This is a genomic window from Flavobacterium enshiense (assembly GCF_040750275.1).
In the GTDB taxonomy this organism is placed as follows: Bacteria; Bacteroidota; Bacteroidia; order Flavobacteriales; family Flavobacteriaceae; genus Flavobacterium; species Flavobacterium enshiense_B.
The window spans coordinates 129,393-149,053 of the sequence record NZ_JBDOCV010000002.1; the positions used below are offsets into that span (position 1 = coordinate 129,393).

At 36.4% G+C, this 19,661-nt stretch carries 19 protein-coding genes; 14 read left to right on the forward strand and 5 right to left on the reverse strand.

The features are described 5' to 3' along the window. Positions 1-44 precede the first annotated feature (44 nt). From pfkA to ABGT15_RS03305, 4 genes are read left to right on the forward strand one after another with little or no spacing between them, the layout of a single operon-like run. A complete protein-coding gene (gene pfkA, locus ABGT15_RS03290; protein WP_367229989.1) occupies positions 45-1,031 on the forward strand; it encodes a 6-phosphofructokinase in 987 nt (328 codons plus the stop codon). Positions 1,032-1,064: 33 nt separating this feature from the next. Beyond that, entirely contained in the window at positions 1,065-2,066 is a 1,002-nt protein-coding gene (gene gap, locus ABGT15_RS03295; protein WP_367229990.1) for a type I glyceraldehyde-3-phosphate dehydrogenase, read from the forward strand. A 58-nt stretch (positions 2,067-2,124) separates the two neighbouring features. Then, positions 2,125-2,976, forward strand: coding sequence for a BadF/BadG/BcrA/BcrD ATPase family protein (locus ABGT15_RS03300; protein ID WP_367229991.1), 852 nt, complete (start codon positions 2,125-2,127; stop codon positions 2,974-2,976). 2 nt (positions 2,977-2,978) lie between these two features. Beyond that, positions 2,979-3,347, forward strand: coding sequence for a methylglyoxal synthase (locus ABGT15_RS03305; RefSeq protein WP_367229992.1), 369 nt, complete (start codon positions 2,979-2,981; stop codon positions 3,345-3,347). On the opposite strand, the gene ABGT15_RS03310 is transcribed toward ABGT15_RS03305, so the two are convergent. From ABGT15_RS03310 to ABGT15_RS03320, 3 genes are all read right to left on the reverse strand, one after another. After that, a complete protein-coding gene (locus tag ABGT15_RS03310; RefSeq protein WP_367229993.1) occupies positions 3,340-3,720 on the reverse strand; it encodes a RidA family protein in 381 nt (126 codons plus the stop codon). The two genes, ABGT15_RS03305 and ABGT15_RS03310, sit on opposite strands and share 8 nt — an antisense overlap. Positions 3,721-3,729: 9 nt before the next feature. Continuing rightward, the gene (locus tag ABGT15_RS03315) at positions 3,730-4,215 is read right to left on the reverse strand and encodes a GNAT family N-acetyltransferase (RefSeq protein ID WP_367229994.1); all 486 of its coding nucleotides are present in this window, start codon (positions 4,213-4,215) and stop codon (positions 3,730-3,732) included. 70 nt (positions 4,216-4,285) lie between these two features. Continuing rightward, on the reverse strand, positions 4,286-7,006 hold the full coding sequence (locus ABGT15_RS03320) for a putative LPS assembly protein LptD (protein WP_367229995.1): 2,721 nt from the start codon (positions 7,004-7,006) through the stop codon (positions 4,286-4,288). Positions 7,007-7,078: 72 nt separating this feature from the next. Between ABGT15_RS03320 and ABGT15_RS03325 the strand changes: the two genes are divergently transcribed. From ABGT15_RS03325 to bshA, 10 genes are all read left to right on the forward strand, one after another. After that, positions 7,079-8,182, forward strand: a complete 1,104-nt coding sequence (locus ABGT15_RS03325; protein ID WP_367229996.1) for an N-acetylmuramoyl-L-alanine amidase family protein — start codon at positions 7,079-7,081, stop codon at positions 8,180-8,182. Between the two features lie 54 nt (positions 8,183-8,236). Then, positions 8,237-9,196, forward strand: a complete 960-nt coding sequence (locus ABGT15_RS03330) for an MlaD family protein (protein ID WP_367229997.1) — start codon at positions 8,237-8,239, stop codon at positions 9,194-9,196. A gap of 19 nt (positions 9,197-9,215) precedes the next feature. After that, positions 9,216-10,550, forward strand: coding sequence for a 4Fe-4S dicluster domain-containing protein (locus ABGT15_RS03335; protein WP_367229998.1), 1,335 nt, complete (start codon positions 9,216-9,218; stop codon positions 10,548-10,550). An 83-nt stretch (positions 10,551-10,633) separates the two neighbouring features. After that, entirely contained in the window at positions 10,634-11,425 is a 792-nt protein-coding gene (locus ABGT15_RS03340) for a (Fe-S)-binding protein (RefSeq protein ID WP_367229999.1), read from the forward strand. Beyond that, positions 11,425-12,057, forward strand: a complete 633-nt coding sequence (locus tag ABGT15_RS03345) for a hypothetical protein (RefSeq protein WP_367230000.1) — start codon at positions 11,425-11,427, stop codon at positions 12,055-12,057. The genes ABGT15_RS03340 and ABGT15_RS03345 overlap by 1 nt, the downstream gene beginning before the upstream one ends. 174 nt (positions 12,058-12,231) lie before the next feature. Further along, on the forward strand, positions 12,232-12,846 hold the full coding sequence (locus tag ABGT15_RS03350; protein WP_367230001.1) for a hypothetical protein: 615 nt from the start codon (positions 12,232-12,234) through the stop codon (positions 12,844-12,846). Positions 12,847-13,013: 167 nt separating this feature from the next. After that, a complete protein-coding gene (locus tag ABGT15_RS03355) occupies positions 13,014-13,496 on the forward strand; it encodes an ABC transporter ATPase (RefSeq protein ID WP_367230002.1) in 483 nt (160 codons plus the stop codon). Positions 13,497-13,532: 36 nt separating this feature from the next. Beyond that, the gene (locus ABGT15_RS03360) at positions 13,533-16,442 is read left to right on the forward strand and encodes a glycoside hydrolase family 3 N-terminal domain-containing protein (RefSeq protein WP_367230003.1); all 2,910 of its coding nucleotides are present in this window, start codon (positions 13,533-13,535) and stop codon (positions 16,440-16,442) included. Between the two features lie 37 nt (positions 16,443-16,479). Beyond that, positions 16,480-16,950 (forward strand): DUF1801 domain-containing protein, encoded by a 471-nt coding sequence (locus tag ABGT15_RS03365; RefSeq protein ID WP_367230004.1) that lies wholly within the window; start codon positions 16,480-16,482, stop codon positions 16,948-16,950. A 68-nt stretch (positions 16,951-17,018) separates the two neighbouring features. Next, on the forward strand, positions 17,019-18,170 hold the full coding sequence (gene bshA / locus ABGT15_RS03370) for an N-acetyl-alpha-D-glucosaminyl L-malate synthase BshA (protein WP_367230005.1): 1,152 nt from the start codon (positions 17,019-17,021) through the stop codon (positions 18,168-18,170). A 54-nt stretch (positions 18,171-18,224) separates the two neighbouring features. On the opposite strand, the gene ABGT15_RS03375 is transcribed toward bshA, so the two are convergent. Beyond that, complete coding sequence (locus ABGT15_RS03375; RefSeq protein WP_367230006.1) at positions 18,225-18,734, reverse strand: hypothetical protein; 510 nt, start codon at positions 18,732-18,734, stop codon at positions 18,225-18,227. A gap of 111 nt (positions 18,735-18,845) precedes the next feature. Continuing rightward, positions 18,846-19,646, reverse strand: a complete 801-nt coding sequence (locus tag ABGT15_RS03380) for a hypothetical protein (RefSeq protein ID WP_367230007.1) — start codon at positions 19,644-19,646, stop codon at positions 18,846-18,848. Positions 19,647-19,661 lie beyond the last annotated feature (15 nt).

The window sequence follows — 19,661 nt, forward strand, 5'->3', positions numbered from 1 at the left end:
GTTTTTCGTGTCTAATTCTTAAATTTATAAATAAAAAATATTTTATGTTGCAGAACATTAAAAGAATTGGTGTGCTTACTTCAGGAGGGGATTCACCCGGAATGAATGCTGCCATTCGTGCCGTAGTGAGAACTTGTGCGTATCACAATATTGCCTGTATGGGCATTTATAGAGGTTTTGAAGGAATGATTGAAGGTGACATTGTAGAAATGGGCCCCAGAACCGTAAAAAACATAGTAAACAAAGGGGGTACGATTCTAAAATCGGCACGTTCCATGGAATTTAAAACTCCGGAAGGTCGTAAAAAAGCATATGAAAACCTTAAAAAATCAGAAGTAGATGCTTTGGTAATCATAGGTGGTGACGGCAGTTTTACCGGAGGAATGATTTTTAACAAAGAGTATGGTTTTCCCGTAATGGGAATTCCCGGAACAATTGATAATGATATTTTCGGAACCACTTTTACTTTAGGTTATGATACCGCTTTAAACACTGTTGTCGAAGCAATTGATAAAATCCGAGATACAGCAAATTCCCACAGTCGTTTGTTTTTTGTGGAAGTAATGGGCCGTGATGCAGGTCACATTGCCTTAAATGCCGGGATTGGTGCTGGAGCGGAGGAAATTCTTATCCCTGAGGAAGATTTGGGATTAGACAGACTTTTGGAGTCTTTGCGAAGAAGTAAACTTTCCGGGAAATCATCGAGCATAGTTGTAGTTTCAGAAGGTGATAAAATCGGTAAAAATGTTTTTGAATTGCGTGATTATGTTGAAGAAAACATGCCGGAATACGATGTTCGTGTTTCCGTTTTAGGGCATATGCAGCGTGGAGGTTCGCCTTCTTGTTTTGACAGAGTTTTAGCTTCCAGACTAGGTGTAAAAGCGGTCGAATCCATTTTAGAAGGAAAAACCAATTATATGGTGGGTCTTGTAGCCGATAAAATCGAACTTACGCCATTGGAGCAGGCTGTAAAAGGCAAGTCGAAAATAGACGAAGAATTATTGAGAGTATCAGACATTATGTCTACTTAGATATTTTATTAACCAAATCAGAAAGAAAGAAAAATGACGAAAGTAAAATTAGGAATTAACGGATTCGGAAGAATAGGACGAATAGTTTTCAGAGAGAGCATCAAAAGAGATAACGTAGAAGTTGTGGCGATTAACGATTTATTGGAAGTTGATCATTTGGCTTATTTGTTGAAATATGATTCTGTTCACGGGCGTTTTGACGGTAAAGTTGAAGTAAAAGACGGGCATTTGTACGTTAATGACAGACAGATTCGTGTAACAGCGGAAAAAGACCCTTCCGTTTTAAAATGGGACGCAGTAGGAGTAGATGTAGTTGCGGAATGTACCGGTATTTTTACCACAGTGGAAACGGCCTATGCCCATATTAAAGGAGGAGCAAAAAAAGTTGTAATATCAGCACCATCCAATGATGCACCAACCTTTGTGATGGGAGTAAATCATGACAAAGTAAAACCTTCGGATGTTATTGTTTCCAATGCGTCTTGTACTACGAACTGTTTGGCTCCATTGGCAAAAGTCCTGCATGATAATTTTGAAATAGTGGAAGGTTTAATGACAACCATTCACGCTACAACGGCTACACAATTAACGGTTGATGGACCTTCCAAAAGAGATTTTCGTGGTGGACGCGCTGCATTATTGAATATAATTCCAGCCTCTACCGGAGCTGCTAAAGCGGTAACAAAAGTTATTCCGTCCTTGGAAGGGAAATTAACAGGCATGTCCATGCGCGTTCCGGTTGCCGATGTTTCCGTGGTTGATTTAACGGTAAAATTAAAGAAATCAACTTCTTATGATGAAATCATGCAGGTTTTAAAAAATGCTTCTGAAACGACAATGAAAGGCATAATGTCTTTCACCGAAGATGATGTGGTTTCGCAGGATTTTATTTCCGATTCGCATACCTGCACTGTTGATGCTAAAGCTGGAATCGGCTTAAATTCAACTTTTTATAAAATTGTAGCCTGGTATGATAACGAATATGGTTACTCATCAAAATTGATCGATTTATCGGTGCATATTGCTAGTTTATAAAAAAAGAGTATTTTTACTGAATCCCGTTTTAAGCGGGATTTTTTATAAACAACACACAATGAAATTAATAGTTGACAGTGGCTCTACCAAAGCCGATTGGATTGCAATGGATGACAATGGAAACATCCAGTTTACCGCAAGTACCTTAGGATTAAATCCGGAAGTTCTAACAAAAGATGAAGTAATTAACCGTATTAACGATCGATTCGATATAGTTCAAAATAAGGATATCGTAAAAGAGCTTTATTTTTATGGAGCGGGTTGCGGAACGGATCGAATGAAAAATCATCTTGCCGATATTTTGCATGAACTATTTGTAAATGCTCATATAGAAGTTAAAGAAGATACGTATGCAGCTGTTTTTGCCACAACACCAAGAGGAGAGAAGGCCATTGTTTCCATTTTAGGAACGGGCTCGAATTGCAGTTATTTTGATGGAGAAGAATTACATCAGAAAGTCCAGTCGTTAGGCTATTTAGCAATGGACGATTGCAGCGGAAATCAATTTGGTCGTCATTTAATCCGCGCTTATTATTTCAATACGATGCCAAAAGAACTGGCTGAAGTATTTGAAAAAGAATACGATTTGGATGCCGATGCGATCAAGCACAATTTATATAAAGTGCCAAATCCAAATGCGTACCTGGCAACTTTTGCAAAATTCCTGATTCAGCACAAAGACCATGAATTTATTCAAAAAATTGTATTGAACGATATGCAGACATTTGTCGATTTATACATCAAGCAATTTGATAATTGTAAAGAAGTTCCGATTCATTTTATTGGTTCTATTGCTTATTATCTGAAAGACGAATTAGACATGATTTTATCCCGAAACGGAATGAAACTTGGAAACGTATTCAGAAAACCTATAGACGGATTAATTCATTACCACTCGGTTTCAGTTTAATTATGGAAATAGCCATCATCGCACACGACGGTATGAAAGCCGATCTGGTTCAGTTTCTGAATCAGCATAAAGATTTTCTGCAATCGGAGAATATTACTTTAATTGCTACCGGTACAACAGGAAGCAAAGCTGAAAATGCAGGCTTTAAAGTCATGAAAATGTTGTCGGGGCCTTTGGGTGGTGATGCACAGATTGCCGCTCGTGTAGCGGAAGGGAAGTGTAATATGGTTTTGTTTTTCAAAGATCCATTAGCAAAACACCCTCATGAACCTGATATTAACATGCTCATAAGGGTGTGTGATGTGCATAATGTTCCGCTGGCCACCAATCAGGCAACCGCTGAATTATTATTGAAGGCAATGGCTATTTAACAGCAATCATTGAAATTTCAACATTAACGTTTTTAGGCAAACATGCCACCTGAACCGTTTCGCGAGCCGGAGCGGTTTTTTCATCGAAATAACTTCCGTAAACACCGTTAATTTTAGCAAAATCATTCATGTCGCTAATAAAAATGGTGGTTTTGAATACGTTCTCAAAAGTCATATCAGCAGCTTCTAAAACAGCCTTCATGTTTTCCATAACCTGTTTGGTTTCAATTTCAATATTGTCTAAAACAAGCGCTCCGTTTTCAGGATTAATGGCAATCTGGCCTGAAGTATATAAAGTATTCCCAACCAAAACAGCCTGATTGTAAGGGCCAATAGGAGCCGGAGCTTTCTCTGTAAAAATTATTTTTTTCATACGACTATATTAAGCTAGTTTATAAATAAATTCTTTGATTACTGTTTGCCTGGTAATTGCAAAACCCTCATCTGATTCGACTTTGATAAAGCCACATTTTTCTAAAACTTTTTGTGAACCATAATTGTCAAACGCAGTACGTCCAAATATTGGTCTTGTAGTTTCAATTGACAGGAAATGTTTTAGTGCTTTTGTTGCAATTCCTTTTCCCCAAAATCTTCGGTCTATCCAATACGTTATTTCTGCATCATCGTCAATTACAAACTTTGCAATGCTTCCCACTATAATATCATCAATAATAATTGTCTGATTGTTTACTGTTGGATCACTCAGCAGTTTTGTGTATTTGGCTAAGTATGCTGATTTATCCTCAGAGTCTTTAGACATGAATGCAGCTAAGTACCTTGCTTTTTCGTCAAGTTGAAATAAAAACAAGATGTCCAAGTCTGCAACTTCTGTTTGTCTAAGTTTTATATCAAGCATATCCTTTGCCATTTTGCTTTATTTGAGTCTGCTTTTGGGATCGGTGTGCGTTAAAATTAGATTACTCTAAACTCATAACTGTTTACCTCAAACGTCTATCCGGTAAACTACGTTTGTCCCATTTAATATCACTAAGAACAGATGATTTGATTCCGATAAAGAATCCCCATGAAGTGTATGTACCAATCGGAACCCAGTTAAAGTCCATTCGCCAGCTCAACAAATCTCTTTCAAATCGAAGTTGCGTAAAAGTTACCCCTTTGTTCACAAAGTCATATCCTGAAGAGAAACCCATTTTCCAACGCGGAGTCATTTCAATATTTCCGGACAACATCAGTGAGTTTCCAACAATTTCACTTTCACGCTTGCTGTTCGAGAATGTTAAGGAGTAGGCAAAACGCAAATCCCAAGGGATTTTAAGACTGTAAAATTCACTTGGCTCATTCGATTTTTTGTCATCATCTTTATTAAAAAGACTCTGTCTCTGATCGCTTAAGTCTACGCCACGTCCAAATAAGTCGTCTTCACGGCCACCATTTAGTGCAGTCTGTGTTTGTTGTGCATCCGGTTTGCCTTCTAATTCATTGCTTGTGATGGAATAATTAACAGTTATGTTGGCACTTGTCATTCGGAAAAGGCTACCACCATTATCAATATTCCATTTCTCGATTCTTCTTCCGGAATTATCAATTGCATAAGGGTCTAAAGTAGCTCCGAAATTGACGTTCATTTTATCCTTAAGAAGATTTGTTCCTCCTGTAAGTCTAACAGGCGACCATGGTAAAGAATCTGCTGCAACATTATAACTTGTTGAAAAGTTAAGATTGTTTAGAAGCATTACTTTTTTAGGTTCTGTTTTGGTTTCGTCTTTATCACGCACTTTAGCTTCAAAAGTGTTGCTTAATGACATACCAATATTATTGGAGTTATTTTTTCCCGGAGCACCAAATATACCGTTCTCAAAACGTGTGTAATCCGCATAAGTAGTTCCTGTGGCATCCAAAGCATAAGTTTCAAAATAGCGATCGAAACTAGGTGTATAGCCGTATGAAACTCCTGGTCGCATTACATGACGGATTGCCTGTATTTTTTTATCATCTCCAAAATTGAAAGTTCCGTAAATCGTTGTTCCTATATTGGCATTGAAGTTGTAAGTTCTAAAAGTATCAAAACCACTAACTTCTTTTGTTTCAATGGTATTGGTTAGTGTACTGTATCCTTTACGAATGGTTTTAAAATACCAGGTTTCGTTATAAGACATTCCTCCGGAAACACTTAAATATTTGAAAACTTTAAAGTTTGTACCGATAGGGATGGTATGCTGGAAACCATTTTTTGCATCCCGGAACATTTCCGATTTGAAGAAAAGAGAGTCTGTAGTCCTGATTCGGTTTTCACCTCTTAAATTGTATTGGAAATTAATATTTTTTAAAAGTCCTTTTTTCACCCCGTTCTTTGGTGCGAAAGGAAATATACGATCCACACTGGCCTGAAGTGTCGGTAAGGTCATGTCAATTTGTTCCGAATTCGTATTCTGTGAATGGGTAGCGGTAAGTGACATATTTACTTGAGGAACCGTTTGAAAGGTCTTAGCGTAAGATATTGAGGAACTAAGGTTGTTGTTTACTGATGACCCAATGTTTACCTGATTTAAAGACTGCCTGAAATATTGACTACTTCCCAAGTTAACCGAAGCAGAAAAACGTGAAGTCGGATTCGCTTTCATATCCTGTGAGTGACTCCATTGGATGTTGTACTGTCGGGATTTCGAGTAATCCGGAAATCCTCTTTCACTGAAAATCTGGTTCTCAAAACGAACATTTATACGGCCGTTGAATTTGTAACGTTTTGCATAGCCGCTTTCAAATCGAAGGGCATAACTTCCGTTGGTATAATAATCCCCTAAAACAGCTAAATCATAATAATCACTCAAAGCAAAATAATATCCACCGTTCTGAAGGAAGTATCCTCGTTGATTGGTATCCCCGAAAGTAGGGATAATAAAACCGGAAACCGCCTTTTCACTCATGGGAAAATAGGCAAACGGTAAGCTCAGAGGTGTTGGAACATCGGCAATAACCATATTAGTAAAGCCGGCAACAACTTTCTTTCCGGGAACAAACTTTATTTTTCTTGCCAGAAAATAATATTCAGGGTCGTCAATATTTTCGGAAGTAGTGAAGCGGGCGTTTCTCATGAAATAAACGGAGTCGTTTTCACGCTTACTGATTTCTGCCTTTACCCTAAAGTCACCTTGTTGTGTTCTGGAATTCCAAACTAAAGCCTTTTTGGTTTTTGTGTTAAAACGTATAGAATCGGGTTCAATAACATTTGCTCCCTGTTTGAATACCGGATTTTGACTCAAATTACCTACACTGTCTTTAATTCGTCCGGCATAAACTTCGTTTTTTTCGTAATCGAAAACGATAATTCCGGATTTTAATTCAAAGTCCTTATAATACAATTCGGCCTGATTGTATAAGGTAAGTCTTTTTTTCTTTTGATCGATTTTCTCGTAATCAACAGCTTTTCGTTTGACAATTCCTTCTAAAAGAGGTTTCTTTTTAATGGAATCGTTCTTTACCGAATCTTTTATTTTAAGCACATCTGCAACACCAAGATTTACGCTATCTTTTTGTTTATCAGCGGATATCGAAACGGATTTGGAAGGAATTTCCTGTGAGTATGATTTTAAATTTCCCAGTGTTAGGAAAATTGATAATAAAACGATATGAAATAAGTTTGTACGCAACGCTTTTAATACTATTTTTGTAAAAATCTGGCTTAATTTTTGACGGTTCAAACTTACATATATTTTTTGTCAAAAATAAGCATTTAGTAAAATTATAACTGACACAGATTAAATTAAAAGAATATGATGGGGATTACAGTAAAAAAGCTCTTCTTTACAGGGATGTTAATGATATCCGGACTATCGGTTTCGGCTCAGAATAATGCAAAATTCAGAGTGGTGCTTGATGCCGGCCACGGAGGAAACGATTTTGGTGCGACATATCACGGCTTTGTTGAAAAAAATAATGCTTTAAATGTTGCTTTGAAAGTAGGGCAGCTTCTTGATAAAGACGCCGGAACACAAGTAATTTATACACGTAAAACAGATGTTTTCATTCCGTTGGATGAGCGTGCCGATATTGCCAACAAGTCAAAAGCGGATATTTTTGTTTCGATTCACTGTAATGCAAATAAAAATACTGCTGCGAGTGGTTCGGAAACGTATGTGATGGGGGTTACCCGAAATGCTGCAAACCTTGAGGTGGCACGAAAAGAGAATGAGGTAGTTACTTTAGAGAAAGATTATAAAGTTAAATATGACGGATACGATCCTAATTCACCGGAATCGGTTATCGGTATGACGGTTATCCAGGAGGAATATTTGGATCAGAGTATTGAGTTGGCAGCGGGAATACAAGAGGAGTTTGATAATAATGTAGGACGAAAAAACAGGGGAGTGAAACAGGCGGGTTTTCTTGTACTGAGAAAGATCTATATGCCTCGTATCCTTATAGAAATGGGATTTGTATCCAACAAAGAAGAAGGCGCTTTTTTAAGTTCAGAGGAAGGCCAGAATAAAATTGCAGAAGGAATTGCAAAGGCAATCTTAGATTATAAAAAAGAATATTTTGTTCCAGGTACGGAAGAATACGTTGCGCCGGAACCTAAAAAAGTAGATACACCTAAAGTAATCACTCCTAAAGCGGTAAATGTAAAAGGAATAGTGTATAAAATTCAAATTTCGGCCAGTTCCAAGAAGCTTGAACTGCGCCCTAATAATTTTAACGGTTTGGATAGTATTTCTGTAGAAGAAGGAAGTATCAACAAGTATTTTTACGGAAACACTAATGATTATGATGAGTCTAAAAAAGATTTAGAACGGGCAAAAGCCAAAGGATACACATCTGCCTTTATTGTAGCGTATAAGAATGGTAAAAAAATCTCTGTCAAAGAGGCTTTACGATAATATAAAACCATTCTAAACTATTTTGTTTTAATTTTGTTTAAAAATATATTGATTTTGAAAATTACTAGAGAAGTAAAGACGGCAATATTAGTAATCAGTTCTATTTTGCTTTGTTTTTGGGGGTACAGCTTTTTAAGAGGGAAAAATTTATTTGATACTTCAAGAAAATTTTATGTTGTTTACGACAATGTAGAGGGGTTGACGCCATCCGCACCAGTTACGATTAACGGATTAACCGTTGGAAAGGTAAGTACAATTACGATAGATCAGAATTCTGGGAAACTTTTAGTGGAAATTCAGATGAACAATGATTTTCCAGTTTCAAAATCCAGTACGGCAAGTATTTATGAACCGGGCTTCATTGGTGGCAAGCAAATTTCTATCAATCCTGATTTTAACAGTAAAGAATATGCTAAATCCGGAGATTATCTTCAACCGGAAGTAAAATTGGGTTTGACAGCATCTTTAGAAAAAAATCTAACACCAATTCAGGAAAAATTAAATAAAGTTTTAGCTAATGCCGATGCTTTATTAGCCAATTTGAATGATGTTTTAGATGCTAACACAAAAGCCAATTTAAAGAAAACAATTGCAGAATTAAATACCACAATGACGAACTTTAGTTCCGTTTCTGCAAATGCTGATAAAATTTTAGCTGAAAATAAAAATAAATTAGGTTCGGCTGTAGCGAATCTTGACAAAACGACTGGGAATTTTGCTAAAATCTCTGAAGATTTGGAGAAAGCGAAACTTGGTCAAACTGTTGAAAATCTTGAAAAAACATTGGTGAATGTAAATAAATTAATGGCCGATATGGAATCCGGAAAAGGAACCATGGGTAAATTAATGAAAGATGAAGCGATGTATAACAACCTTACCAAAGCATCTAAAGAGCTTGAATTGTTGTTAGAAGATTTAAGATTGCACCCAACACGTTATGTAAACGTTTCTTTGTTTGGAAAAAAAGAGAAACCTTATGTAGCGCCAACAACAAGTACACAACCAAAAAAATAGAACTATTTAAACCAGCCATATGAGTATTCTACCAAATATTTTATTTGCAATACTTCTTATTTTAGGAGGAGGGTATTTCGCTCAAAATGTAAAAAAGTTAATCCGAAACATTAAACTAGGTCAAAAAGTAGATCGTTCTGATAATCCTTCGGAGCGCTGGAAAAATATGGCCATGATTGCTTTAGGACAGTCCAAAATGGTTCGAAGACCTGTTGCGGGTATTTTGCATATTTTCGTTTATATTGGGTTTGTTATCATCAATATAGAGGTTTTGGAAATTGTCATCGACGGTCTTTTCGGAACACACCGTGTCTTTTCTTTCATGGGAGGTTTTTACGATTTTCTGATCGGTTCTTTTGAAATCTTAGCGTTATTGGTGATTATTGCCGTAGTGACTTTTTGGATCAGAAGAAATATTGTGAAGCTTAAGCGTTTTATTCATGGCGACTTAAAAGGTTGGCCGAGAAATGATGCTAATTATATTTTGTATTTTGAGACAGTATTGATGTTCTTGTTCTTATTCATGAATGCAGCTGATTTCCACTTACAGCATGTACCTGGCGGATTTGGTCATTACAATCAGGCTGGGGCTTTCCCGATTTCGCAATATATGGCTCCAATTTTTGATGGAATGGACAATCATGTAGTCGAAATGCTTGAAAGAGCGACATGGTGGTTGCATATCTGTGGTATTTTAGTTTTCTTAAACTATTTATACTATTCAAAACACTTACACATTTTATTAGCATTTCCGAATACATATTTCGCGAATTTAAAACCACAGGGCCAATTCGACAATTTAGAATCGGTTACCAATGAAGTAAAATTGATGATGGATCCCAATGCTGATCCGTTTGCGGCTCCGGCTCCTGATGCTGATGCAGCTCCGGCAAAGTTTGGAGCGAGTGATGTTCAGGATTTAAACTGGGTTCAGTTAATGAATGCCTATACTTGTACGGAGTGTGGTCGTTGTACATCATCTTGCCCTGCAAATCAGACTGGTAAAATGTTGTCGCCTCGTAAGATTATGATGGACACCCGTGATCGTTTGGAAGAAGTAGGTAAGAATATCGATAAAAATAAAGGTGTATTTGTTCCGGATGGAAAATCATTGTTAAACGATTATATTACTCCGGAAGAACTTTGGGCATGTACCTCATGTAATGCTTGTGTGGAAGAATGTCCGGTTAACATCAGTCCGCTTTCCATCATTATGGATATGAGAAGGTATTTGGTGATGGAACAAAGTGCCGCTCCAATGGAATTGAATAACATGATGACCAATATCGAAAACAACGGAGCGCCTTGGCAGTACAACCAAATGGACCGTTTAAACTGGAAAGACGAAGCTTAATTCTGGAAAGACGAAGCTTATAAAGTATAATCAAAACTTAGCTACTTTGCTACTTAGTGACTTAGCAACTAAAATAAAAAGATATGTCAGCAAATTTAACAGTACCTACAATGGCCGAAATGATGGCGCAGGGCAAACAGCCGGAAGTATTATTCTGGGTAGGTTGTTCAGGTAGTTTTGATGATAGAGCAAAGAAAATTACAAAAGCGTTTGTAAAATTATTAAATCAGGCGAATGTTCCTTTTGCGGTTTTAGGTACCGAAGAAAGCTGTACCGGAGATCCTGCGAAACGTGCCGGAAATGAGTTTTTGTTTCAAATGCAGGCCATGACCAATATTGAGGTAATGAATGCTTATGAAATTAAGAAAATTGTAACGGCATGTCCTCACTGTTTCAATACGATAAAAAATGAATACCCTGAATTGGGTGGGAAATATGAAGTTGTCCATCATACGGAATTTTTAAAATCGTTATTGGATGAGGGAAGACTTTCTATTGAAGGCGGTCAGTTCAAAGGAAAAAGAATTACGTTCCACGATCCCTGTTACTTGGGAAGGGCGAACAATGTTTACGAAGCGCCTCGTGACTTAATACAAAAGCTTGATGCTGAATTGGTTGAAATGAAGCGTTCCAAAAGAAACGGTTTATGTTGCGGTGCCGGAGGTGCCCAAATGTTCAAAGAGCCTGAAAAAGGTAATAAAGACATTAATGTGGAAAGAACCGAGGATGCTATGGAAACGCAACCTGAAATTATAGCTGCAGGTTGTCCTTTCTGTAATACCATGTTAACGGATGGTGTTAAATTTAAAGAGAAAGAAGGTTCAATCAAAGTAATGGATGTTGCTGAATTGATAGCAAACGCTCAGGATTTATAATGAAGATATTTTTCTGGATTTTTCTTTTTTGTTTTTCCACCGCCTCGTTTGCTCAGGAGATGGATAGGGATCAGTATTTGACGATGTTGGCAAGAGAGGCCTGTACCTGTATTAAAAACAAGCAGTCCAATGATTCCATAACAAAAGCAGATATCCAAGCGGAATTAGGAATATGTGTTCTTAAAAAATACAGTGAAAATTTAGAACTTAGTGAAAAGCTTATTGGTAAAGTTATCGGAAACGATGAAATGGCGACTAAACTGGGTGAAGAAGTTGGTTTAAAAATGGTGGTGGAATGCCCCGATGTTTTTAAAACAATTGTAAGTTCTATTATTGAAAATAAAGAAGAGCAGGAACAAAAGAATTCTTCTGAAGTATTCAAGCCGTCGCTTATGGGAAGAGTGGTTGCCATTAAAAAAGAACAGTTCATCACTATTTCTGTTGAGGATGCAGCCAAAAGAGTCCACAATCTTATTTTTTTATTACCCTTTGAAGGCGCAGATTTACTGATCAATGAAATAGTAAAGAAAAATGATGATGTTGAACTAAAATATTTTGAGGAGGAATTTTATGATCCTAAAATCAAAGATTATAAGTATTTCAAGATATTGCAATCACTTAAAAAAAGATAGTCAAAAAGCCAAACGGAAGTTTGGCTTTTTTATTGAAAATTTTCATCGATATTAAATGTTTTTTTGTCGATTCTTATGTTTTTAAACAAATTTTATAGCATTTCAACGGATTATTTTAAAAGTTGTATTCTGTAAAAGTAACTTAGTTACAGAATTAAAAAACAAGGGGTCAAAATGGAAAAAAATTACTTATTAAGAACAGTAAGTGTGGCTACATTACTGTTCTTCCAATTGGGCTTTGCCCAAGTTGGAGTGGGAACAACGAATCCGCTTTCCACATTACATGTTAACGGAACAATGCGGGTTACAAACACAGATAATACAACAACGACCACTAAGCTGGCAGGAACATGTGGTCAGGGTATTATTGCCGATGTTAAGATCGGACAAAATCTAACATTAATAAACAATGAGCTGAGTGCGGCAGGGACCGATAATTCAACTTATAAGGTAGCGTCTGTTAAACTGACAACACTTGCAGCAAATCAAGTATTTGATAATTTAGATTTACAGTTAAACGGTGTCAATGCGGGTGTAGTAGTCTTTAGGTTATACGGGTCATTGCATAATTTTTCAATTAGAGGAATTCAGGGCGGAACGGAAGGAAGACATATCATTCTTTATAATTCTTCACCGGTTAACATGAAAATGGATCATATGATTTCTACAATTTCAACAAATACTATTGATACGATTGGTACAGCAACATCTACTTCTGGTATTGGTACGGTAGAATTGGTTTATGACGGAAATGCTTCTAAATGGATTGTTATTTCCATCAGAGATTAAAATTTAAAGTTAGTTATTATAGGTTAGTTATATTATTAAGGGGTTAATAATTGTGGCGATAAACCATCACATTTTAAATGTGATGGTTTATTTTTTATGCTAAAATAGTTTTAAGATTACTACAATCTGATTCTAAAGGTTTATTTTTGTGATTTACTTTTAAAATTATGCACGTAGATTTCAATACACTTCCCGAAGATTCAAGAATTTGGGTTTATCAGTCAGACCGAAAATTCACAGATGATGAAATAACCGAAATTGATGCCGCTCTTGCGGATTTCATTAAAGACTGGTCCGCACACGGAACAGGACTTGAGGCTTCTTTTCTTACGAAATACAATCGATTTATTATTCTTGCCATCAACCAGAATGTACAAAACGCTACAGGCTGTTCCATTGATGCATCGGTGAGCTTCATCCAAAGTCTGGAGAAAAAATACGGAGTCGATTTATTAGACAGAATGAATGTTACTTTCCGTTTAGGCGATTATATTGCTTATAAGACTTTAATTGATTTCAAAAAAATGGCTAAAGAAAAAGCGGTTTCCGAGAACACAATCGTTTTTAATAATTTGGTGAATACCATTGGAGAATGGCAAGATTTTTGGGAGGTTCCCGCTAAAGAAAGCTGGCATAGCCGTTTTTTCTAAAAGTTTTATTTTTTAAACCCTTTCGATTTTTTTGTAATGCGTAAGATCATTTATATTTTCCTTTTTGTAACTCAATTTGTCTGGTCACAAACCGAAACCGCCTTGCCTTTGGATAAGTACGAAGATGTTCTTGAAAAAGTATGGGTAGACAGTGTTTACAACCAAATGACTTTTGAAGAGAAAGTAGGGCAATTGTTTATGGTCGCAGCCTATTCTAATAAAGATTCCGTTCACGTCAAATCTATCGAAAAACTGGTGGAAGAGTATAAAATCGGTGGATTGATTTTTTTTCAGGGTGGTCCGGTACGTCAGGCGAAATTAACTAACCGATATCAGGCAAAATCCAAAGTGCCTCTATTTGTGGGTATTGATGCAGAATGGGGATTAAGTATGCGATTGGATTCCACCTACCGCTATCCCTGGAACATGACTCTTGGTGCTGTTCAGGATATGAAACTCATTGAGAAAATGGGGAAGCAAATGGCGAAACAGGCCAAACGATTGGGCTTACAATTTAATTTTGCTCCGGTTTTGGATATTAATACTAATCCGTTGAACCCCATTATCGGGAACCGATCTTTTGGAGAAAACAAAGAAAATGTTACGGAAAGAGCCTTAGCTTTAATGAAAGGAATACAAAGTGAGGGTGTTTTTGCCACAGGGAAACATTTTCCCGGACATGGTGATACCGCTACAGATTCCCATCATACCTTACCCACGGTTAGCTTTTCAAAAGACCGGCTAGACGAAGTAGAATTATATCCCTACCGAAAACTATTCCGAGAAGGCTTGGCTAGTGTTATGGTGGCGCATTTGAATGTTCCAAGTATTGAACCCCGGGAAGGTTATCCTACATCGATATCACAAAATGTTGTAACTAATATTCTTAAGAAAGACCTGAATTTCAAAGGTTTGATTTTTACCGATGCCTTAAATATGAAAGGAGCCAGTAACTTCAAACAACCTGGAGATATTGATTTGGAAGCATTTTTGGCTGGAAATGATATTCTGCTTTTTGCCGAAAATGTTCCTGTGGCTTTAGAAAAATTCTGCCAGGCCTATAACGACACCTTGTTTACCGACGAACGTTTGGAGCATTCTGTAAAGAAAATTTTAAAATACAAATACAAAGCAGGTTTAAACAACTATAAGCCAATTAATTTGAAGAATTTGTATCAGGATTTAAATGCCTCTGAATATGAAGATTTGAATTATCAACTCTATGAAAATGCGGTTACTGTTCTTAAAAAGGAAGAACACAATTTTCCTATAACCAATGTTGAACATGAAAATATCGCTTATGTTAAATTAGGAGATGATGTAAATGATTCTTTTCTGAATGGAATAAAAACCTATGCACAAATAACGGAAATAGAGAATGATAGTATTCATTTGATGCTTAAAAATTTGCAGAAGTTTTCCAAAGTAATTGTAGGCTTTCACAAAGCGGATGGAGCTTGGAAAAAACATGATTTTAAGTCGAATGAATTAGCTGTTTTAGACTCGATTTCAAAACATCATAACGTTACACTTACTGTTTTTGCAAAACCCTATACGTTATTGGCAATCAAGGATTTCAGCAATATCGAAAACGTTGTAGTAGCGTATCAGAACAATTATATCGCCCAAACGGTGGCAGCAGAAGTCGTGTTTGGTGCAATTGGTGCTAAAGGAAAGACACCCGTTTCTATAAACAGTTTCTTCAAGGTCGATGAAGGACATAAAACCAATAAAATCAATATTCTTGCTTATTCAACGCCTCAGAATGTTGGAATGAATCCGGCAATATTAGCTAGAATTGATGCATTGGCCAATAAAGCTATTGATGGAAATATGACGCCTGGAATGCAGATTCTGGTTGCCCGAAAAGGAAAAATTGTATATCAGAAATCATTTGGGTATCACGATTATAAGAAAGATACAAAAGTAAATAATCAGGATGTTTACGATTTGGCTTCTCTTACTAAAATCTTGTCTACGTTGCCTAACATGATGCAATTGTATGATAAAGGTCGAGTAAAATTCGATTCTAAATTAGGACAAATGCTGCCGCTTTTCCAGAATACAAACAAAAAGGATATTACACTGAAGGAGTTGTTGGCGCATCAGGCAGGATTGCAGGCTTGGATTCCATTTTATCAGACTACTTTGGACAGCACAAAACATCCTTCGAAAAAATATTACAGAAAAACCTATTCTCCTGAGTTTCCATTGCAGGTATCTGAAAATTTATTCCTGAGAAAAGATTACCAGGATACTATTATGAAAGCTATTGCAGACAGTAAGTTATTGCCCAAAAAACAATACAAATACAGTGATTTTACCTTTATTATTTTGAAGGATTATTTAGAAAGAACTTTGCACAGATCATTAGATTTTATCAGTTATCATAATTTTTATAAGCCAATGGGGATGAACACTATGATGTACAACCCGTTGCGTAAAATGGATATGAGTGTAATTCCGCCAACAGAGAAGGACAACTATTTTCGATATACAACAGTGCAGGGCTATGTTCATGATATGGGAGCAGCCATGCAGGATGGCGTAGGCGGTCACGCCGGATTGTTTGCCAATGCCGTTGATGTTGCTAAAATGATGCAGCTGTTTCTTCAGAAAGGAAATTATGGAGGACACCAATATTTTTCAGAGAAAACGTTTGATGCATTTAATGATTGTGCATACTGTAACGTAGGAAACCGAAGAGGAATGGGGTTTGATAAGCCTCAGTTAACGGGTGAAGGGCCAACATGTGGTTGTGCTTCGATGACCAGTTTTGGGCACACCGGATTTACAGGAACGATCGCTTGGGCAGATCCCGATAAAGACCTGATTTATATATTCCTGTCCAACAGAACTTTCCCGGATAGTGCTGAAAATAAACTTTCTAAGAATAATATTCGCGAAGACATACAAAAAGTGATTTACGAAGCTATAATCAATTAACTAAATTCTTATTTTAGAGTAAAAATAATTGTATTGTATGCAGTCAACAGCAAAATCACCAGAAGAGTATATGGAATCCTTACCGGAAGACAGAAAACCGGCTATGGATAAGTTGCGAAATACCATCCTTAAAAACCTTCCAAAAGGCTTTGAAGAAACTATGGGATACGGAATGTTGGGGTGGGTAGTTCCCCATTCGATGTATCCGAAAGGCTATCATTGCGATCCTAAAGTCCCGCTTCCTTTTTTAGGTATTGCTTCTCAAAAGAACTTTATAGCAGTGTACCATATGGGGATTTATTCTGATCCGAATTTATACAACTGGTTTACTTCCGAATATCCCAAACATGTTAAAACAAAACTGGATATGGGTAAAAGTTGTATCCGATTTAAAAAACCGGACCAAATTCCATTTGAACTTATAGGCGAACTGGTTAAAAAAATGACTCCCGCCGATTGGATTCTAACCTATGAAAACGCGTTAAGCAAAGGTTTTAAACAAAGTTAATATTATCTAAAAGTAAGGTTATTTCCTTGCTTTTTTGCTGTAAATTAGTGTCCACTTAAAACCAAAAAATGAAAATTGCAATTGTTTGTTACCCGACCTTCGGCGGAAGCGGAGTAGTGGCAACAGAGCTTGGATTAGAACTGGCTCGTCGCGGACATGAAATCCATTTCATAACATATAGCCAGCCGGTACGTTTAGCGCTTCTAAACCCTAACATTCATTATCACGAAGTTAATGTTCCGGAATATCCTTTATTTCATTATCAGCCTTATGAATTGGCACTTTCCAGTAAATTGGTAGATATGGTGAAATTGCATAAAATTGAGATTTTGCATGTGCATTATGCGATTCCTCATGCTTATGCCGGTTATATGGCTAAGCAAATGCTAAAGAGTGAAGGCATAAAGATTCCGATGATTACAACGCTTCACGGCACAGATATTACTTTAGTGGGAAATCATCCGTTTTATAAACCGGCAGTGTCTTTCAGTATTAATAAATCCGATTATGTTACTTCGGTTTCACAAAGTTTAAAAGATGATACGTATAAACTTTTTGATATAAAGAAAGAAATTGAAGTTATTCCAAATTTCATTGAAATTGACAAGGAAAGAACGGATGTAAATTCGGCTTGTTATCGTTCTTTGATGGCTACACAGGATCAGAAAATCATCACACACATCAGTAATTTCAGAAAAGTAAAACGTATACCGGATGTTGTTAAAATTTTCTACGAAATACAAAAACAGATTCCTTCAAAACTGATGATGGTTGGAGAAGGGCCGGAAAAGGAAGTTGCAGAAAAAATGTGTGCTGATCTGAACATTAATGATAAAGTCATTTTTTTTGGAAACAGTCATGAAATTAATCAGATATTGAGTTATTCCGATTTATTTCTTTTACCATCTGAGACAGAAAGTTTCGGATTGGCGGCTTTAGAAGCCATGGCTTCTGGAGTACCAGTCATTTCAAGTAATTCAGGAGGATTGCCGGAAGTTAACAAACAAGGTTTTTCAGGATATTTGAGTGATGTAGGGAATGTTGAGGATATGGCTAAAAATGCAATTTCAATTTTATCAGATGATAATAATCTGCTTCAGTTTAAGAAGAACGCTCTTGAATTAGCAAAAGAATTCGATATTAAACAAATTATGCCCTTGTATGAAAGACTGTATGAAAAGGCACTACAGAAGTATGAAAATAAAAATATGGTCAGTTAAATAAAAAGTCCCGAATTTTCGGGACTTTTTATTTAAAATTTTTAATTCGTTCTTTTAGAATTTATAGCGTACGCTTAAACCAACATCAGCTCCAAATCCATCATCTCTAATGTCATTGTAGTCTTCACTGATATATAATTCCGGACGAAAATCCAATGAAATCTGTAATGGAATGTCAAAGTTGTATTCGATACCGATATCACCTGTTGCTACAAAAAACACACCGGATTCATCATAATATACATCATGACCATTGTTCCAGTATTGTGCTCTCCATGAACCCAAACCGGCTCCGGGTCCGGCATACCATTTGAAACCGTTGTCGATGTCCCATACCCATTGGTATAAACCTATTAATTTTGCTGCATCATAATGTTTGGTGTCTCTCCAGCCTAAATCAAACTCAAGTCTGTTTTTGTTGGAAATCCATCTTTGGTATGAAACTTCTCCTCCAAATCCGTCGTTGTCACCTAAACGTAGACCTATTGCGTTCTTACGATCTTGAGCCTGAGCGCTATATGCTAATCCAATTAACACAATAGCAGATAAAATTATTTTCCTCATAAATGATTAAATTTTAACAAATTTATACCTATAATCCGGAACAGTTCAAATTCTTTAAGAAAAATTAACAAACAAAATTATTGTGTATGAAAGCATTTTTTTTTCAACAAATTAATTGTGATTGTCTAAAAATTCCTGTTGTGTTTGCGTACCGTTAGGGTCAATTCCAATCTCAGCAGCAATACTCTCATTAATGGAATAGCTTGTTACAGTATTCGTATAAACCATACCAATCTGATCCGCAACATACTGTGTTGATGACAAAATAGTCTGATCCGATAAAACAGTTATTGGTAACGGAACACCAGGAATTTGAGTCGTTACAGTAGCATTTAGCTTAATTTTTGAAGTTTTTACATTACTATAAGTCGTTGTGTTTGGAGAAGGTGGGGTGAAAGTTGACAACGTTTCTCCGCCGTATGATCTTAAAGTATAAGTTATTGTTAACGGATATCCGTTTACATCTTGCTGAAAGGAATCAGTTATAGAAGATAAAAGTTCATCTACCGTTGCATTTTTCTTAAAGATAATGAAATCCGTTAAGGTTAAATCTAAGTTTAAAGGTAATTGCTGTCCTGCAGCTAAAGACAAATCTCCGGTTAATAACAATTTGTTGTCTGATTCCCTTACACCGTTGTTTCTTAATGAAGAGGAATAAAATCCTGTTGCTAAATTATCGCGGGTTTCAAATCGTTTGTAAGTAACTCCGTTAATTAGGCTGTCTCCGGAAATATAAAGTGAATCTCTTGTTGGAAGATCTTCATTTGTTTTTACATCATACGTCCAATATTTGCCATTATTTAAAGGAATCGTGAAGTTAACTGGTGCGTTGTCTCCGGAACCGGAATCATCTGAAGAACAAGAAAATAAAACACTGCAGCAAGCCGCAAGCATAAGTAATTTTTTTTTCATAGTAGTATAGGTTAG

Bases quoted from the DNA above. Each gene is read 5' to 3' on its own strand.
- pfkA (WP_367229989.1), top strand. From the start codon at position 45: ATGTTGCAGAACATTAAAAGAATTGGTGTGCTTACTTCAGGAGGGGAT.
- gap (WP_367229990.1), top strand. From the start codon at position 1,065: ATGACGAAAGTAAAATTAGGAATTAACGGATTCGGAAGAATAGGACGA.
- ABGT15_RS03300 (WP_367229991.1), top strand. From the start codon at position 2,125: ATGAAATTAATAGTTGACAGTGGCTCTACCAAAGCCGATTGGATTGCA.
- ABGT15_RS03305 (WP_367229992.1), top strand. From the start codon at position 2,979: ATGGAAATAGCCATCATCGCACACGACGGTATGAAAGCCGATCTGGTT.
- ABGT15_RS03310 (WP_367229993.1), bottom strand. From the start codon at position 3,720: ATGAAAAAAATAATTTTTACAGAGAAAGCTCCGGCTCCTATTGGCCCT.
- ABGT15_RS03315 (WP_367229994.1), bottom strand. From the start codon at position 4,215: ATGGCAAAGGATATGCTTGATATAAAACTTAGACAAACAGAAGTTGCA.
- ABGT15_RS03325 (WP_367229996.1), top strand. From the start codon at position 7,079: ATGATGGGGATTACAGTAAAAAAGCTCTTCTTTACAGGGATGTTAATG.
- ABGT15_RS03335 (WP_367229998.1), top strand. From the start codon at position 9,216: ATGAGTATTCTACCAAATATTTTATTTGCAATACTTCTTATTTTAGGA.
- ABGT15_RS03340 (WP_367229999.1), top strand. From the start codon at position 10,634: ATGTCAGCAAATTTAACAGTACCTACAATGGCCGAAATGATGGCGCAG.
- ABGT15_RS03345 (WP_367230000.1), top strand. From the start codon at position 11,425: ATGAAGATATTTTTCTGGATTTTTCTTTTTTGTTTTTCCACCGCCTCG.
- ABGT15_RS03350 (WP_367230001.1), top strand. From the start codon at position 12,232: ATGGAAAAAAATTACTTATTAAGAACAGTAAGTGTGGCTACATTACTG.
- ABGT15_RS03355 (WP_367230002.1), top strand. From the start codon at position 13,014: ATGCACGTAGATTTCAATACACTTCCCGAAGATTCAAGAATTTGGGTT.
- ABGT15_RS03360 (WP_367230003.1), top strand. From the start codon at position 13,533: ATGCGTAAGATCATTTATATTTTCCTTTTTGTAACTCAATTTGTCTGG.
- ABGT15_RS03365 (WP_367230004.1), top strand. From the start codon at position 16,480: ATGCAGTCAACAGCAAAATCACCAGAAGAGTATATGGAATCCTTACCG.
- bshA (WP_367230005.1), top strand. From the start codon at position 17,019: ATGAAAATTGCAATTGTTTGTTACCCGACCTTCGGCGGAAGCGGAGTA.
- ABGT15_RS03375 (WP_367230006.1), bottom strand. From the start codon at position 18,734: ATGAGGAAAATAATTTTATCTGCTATTGTGTTAATTGGATTAGCATAT.
- ABGT15_RS03380 (WP_367230007.1), bottom strand. From the start codon at position 19,646: ATGAAAAAAAAATTACTTATGCTTGCGGCTTGCTGCAGTGTTTTATTT.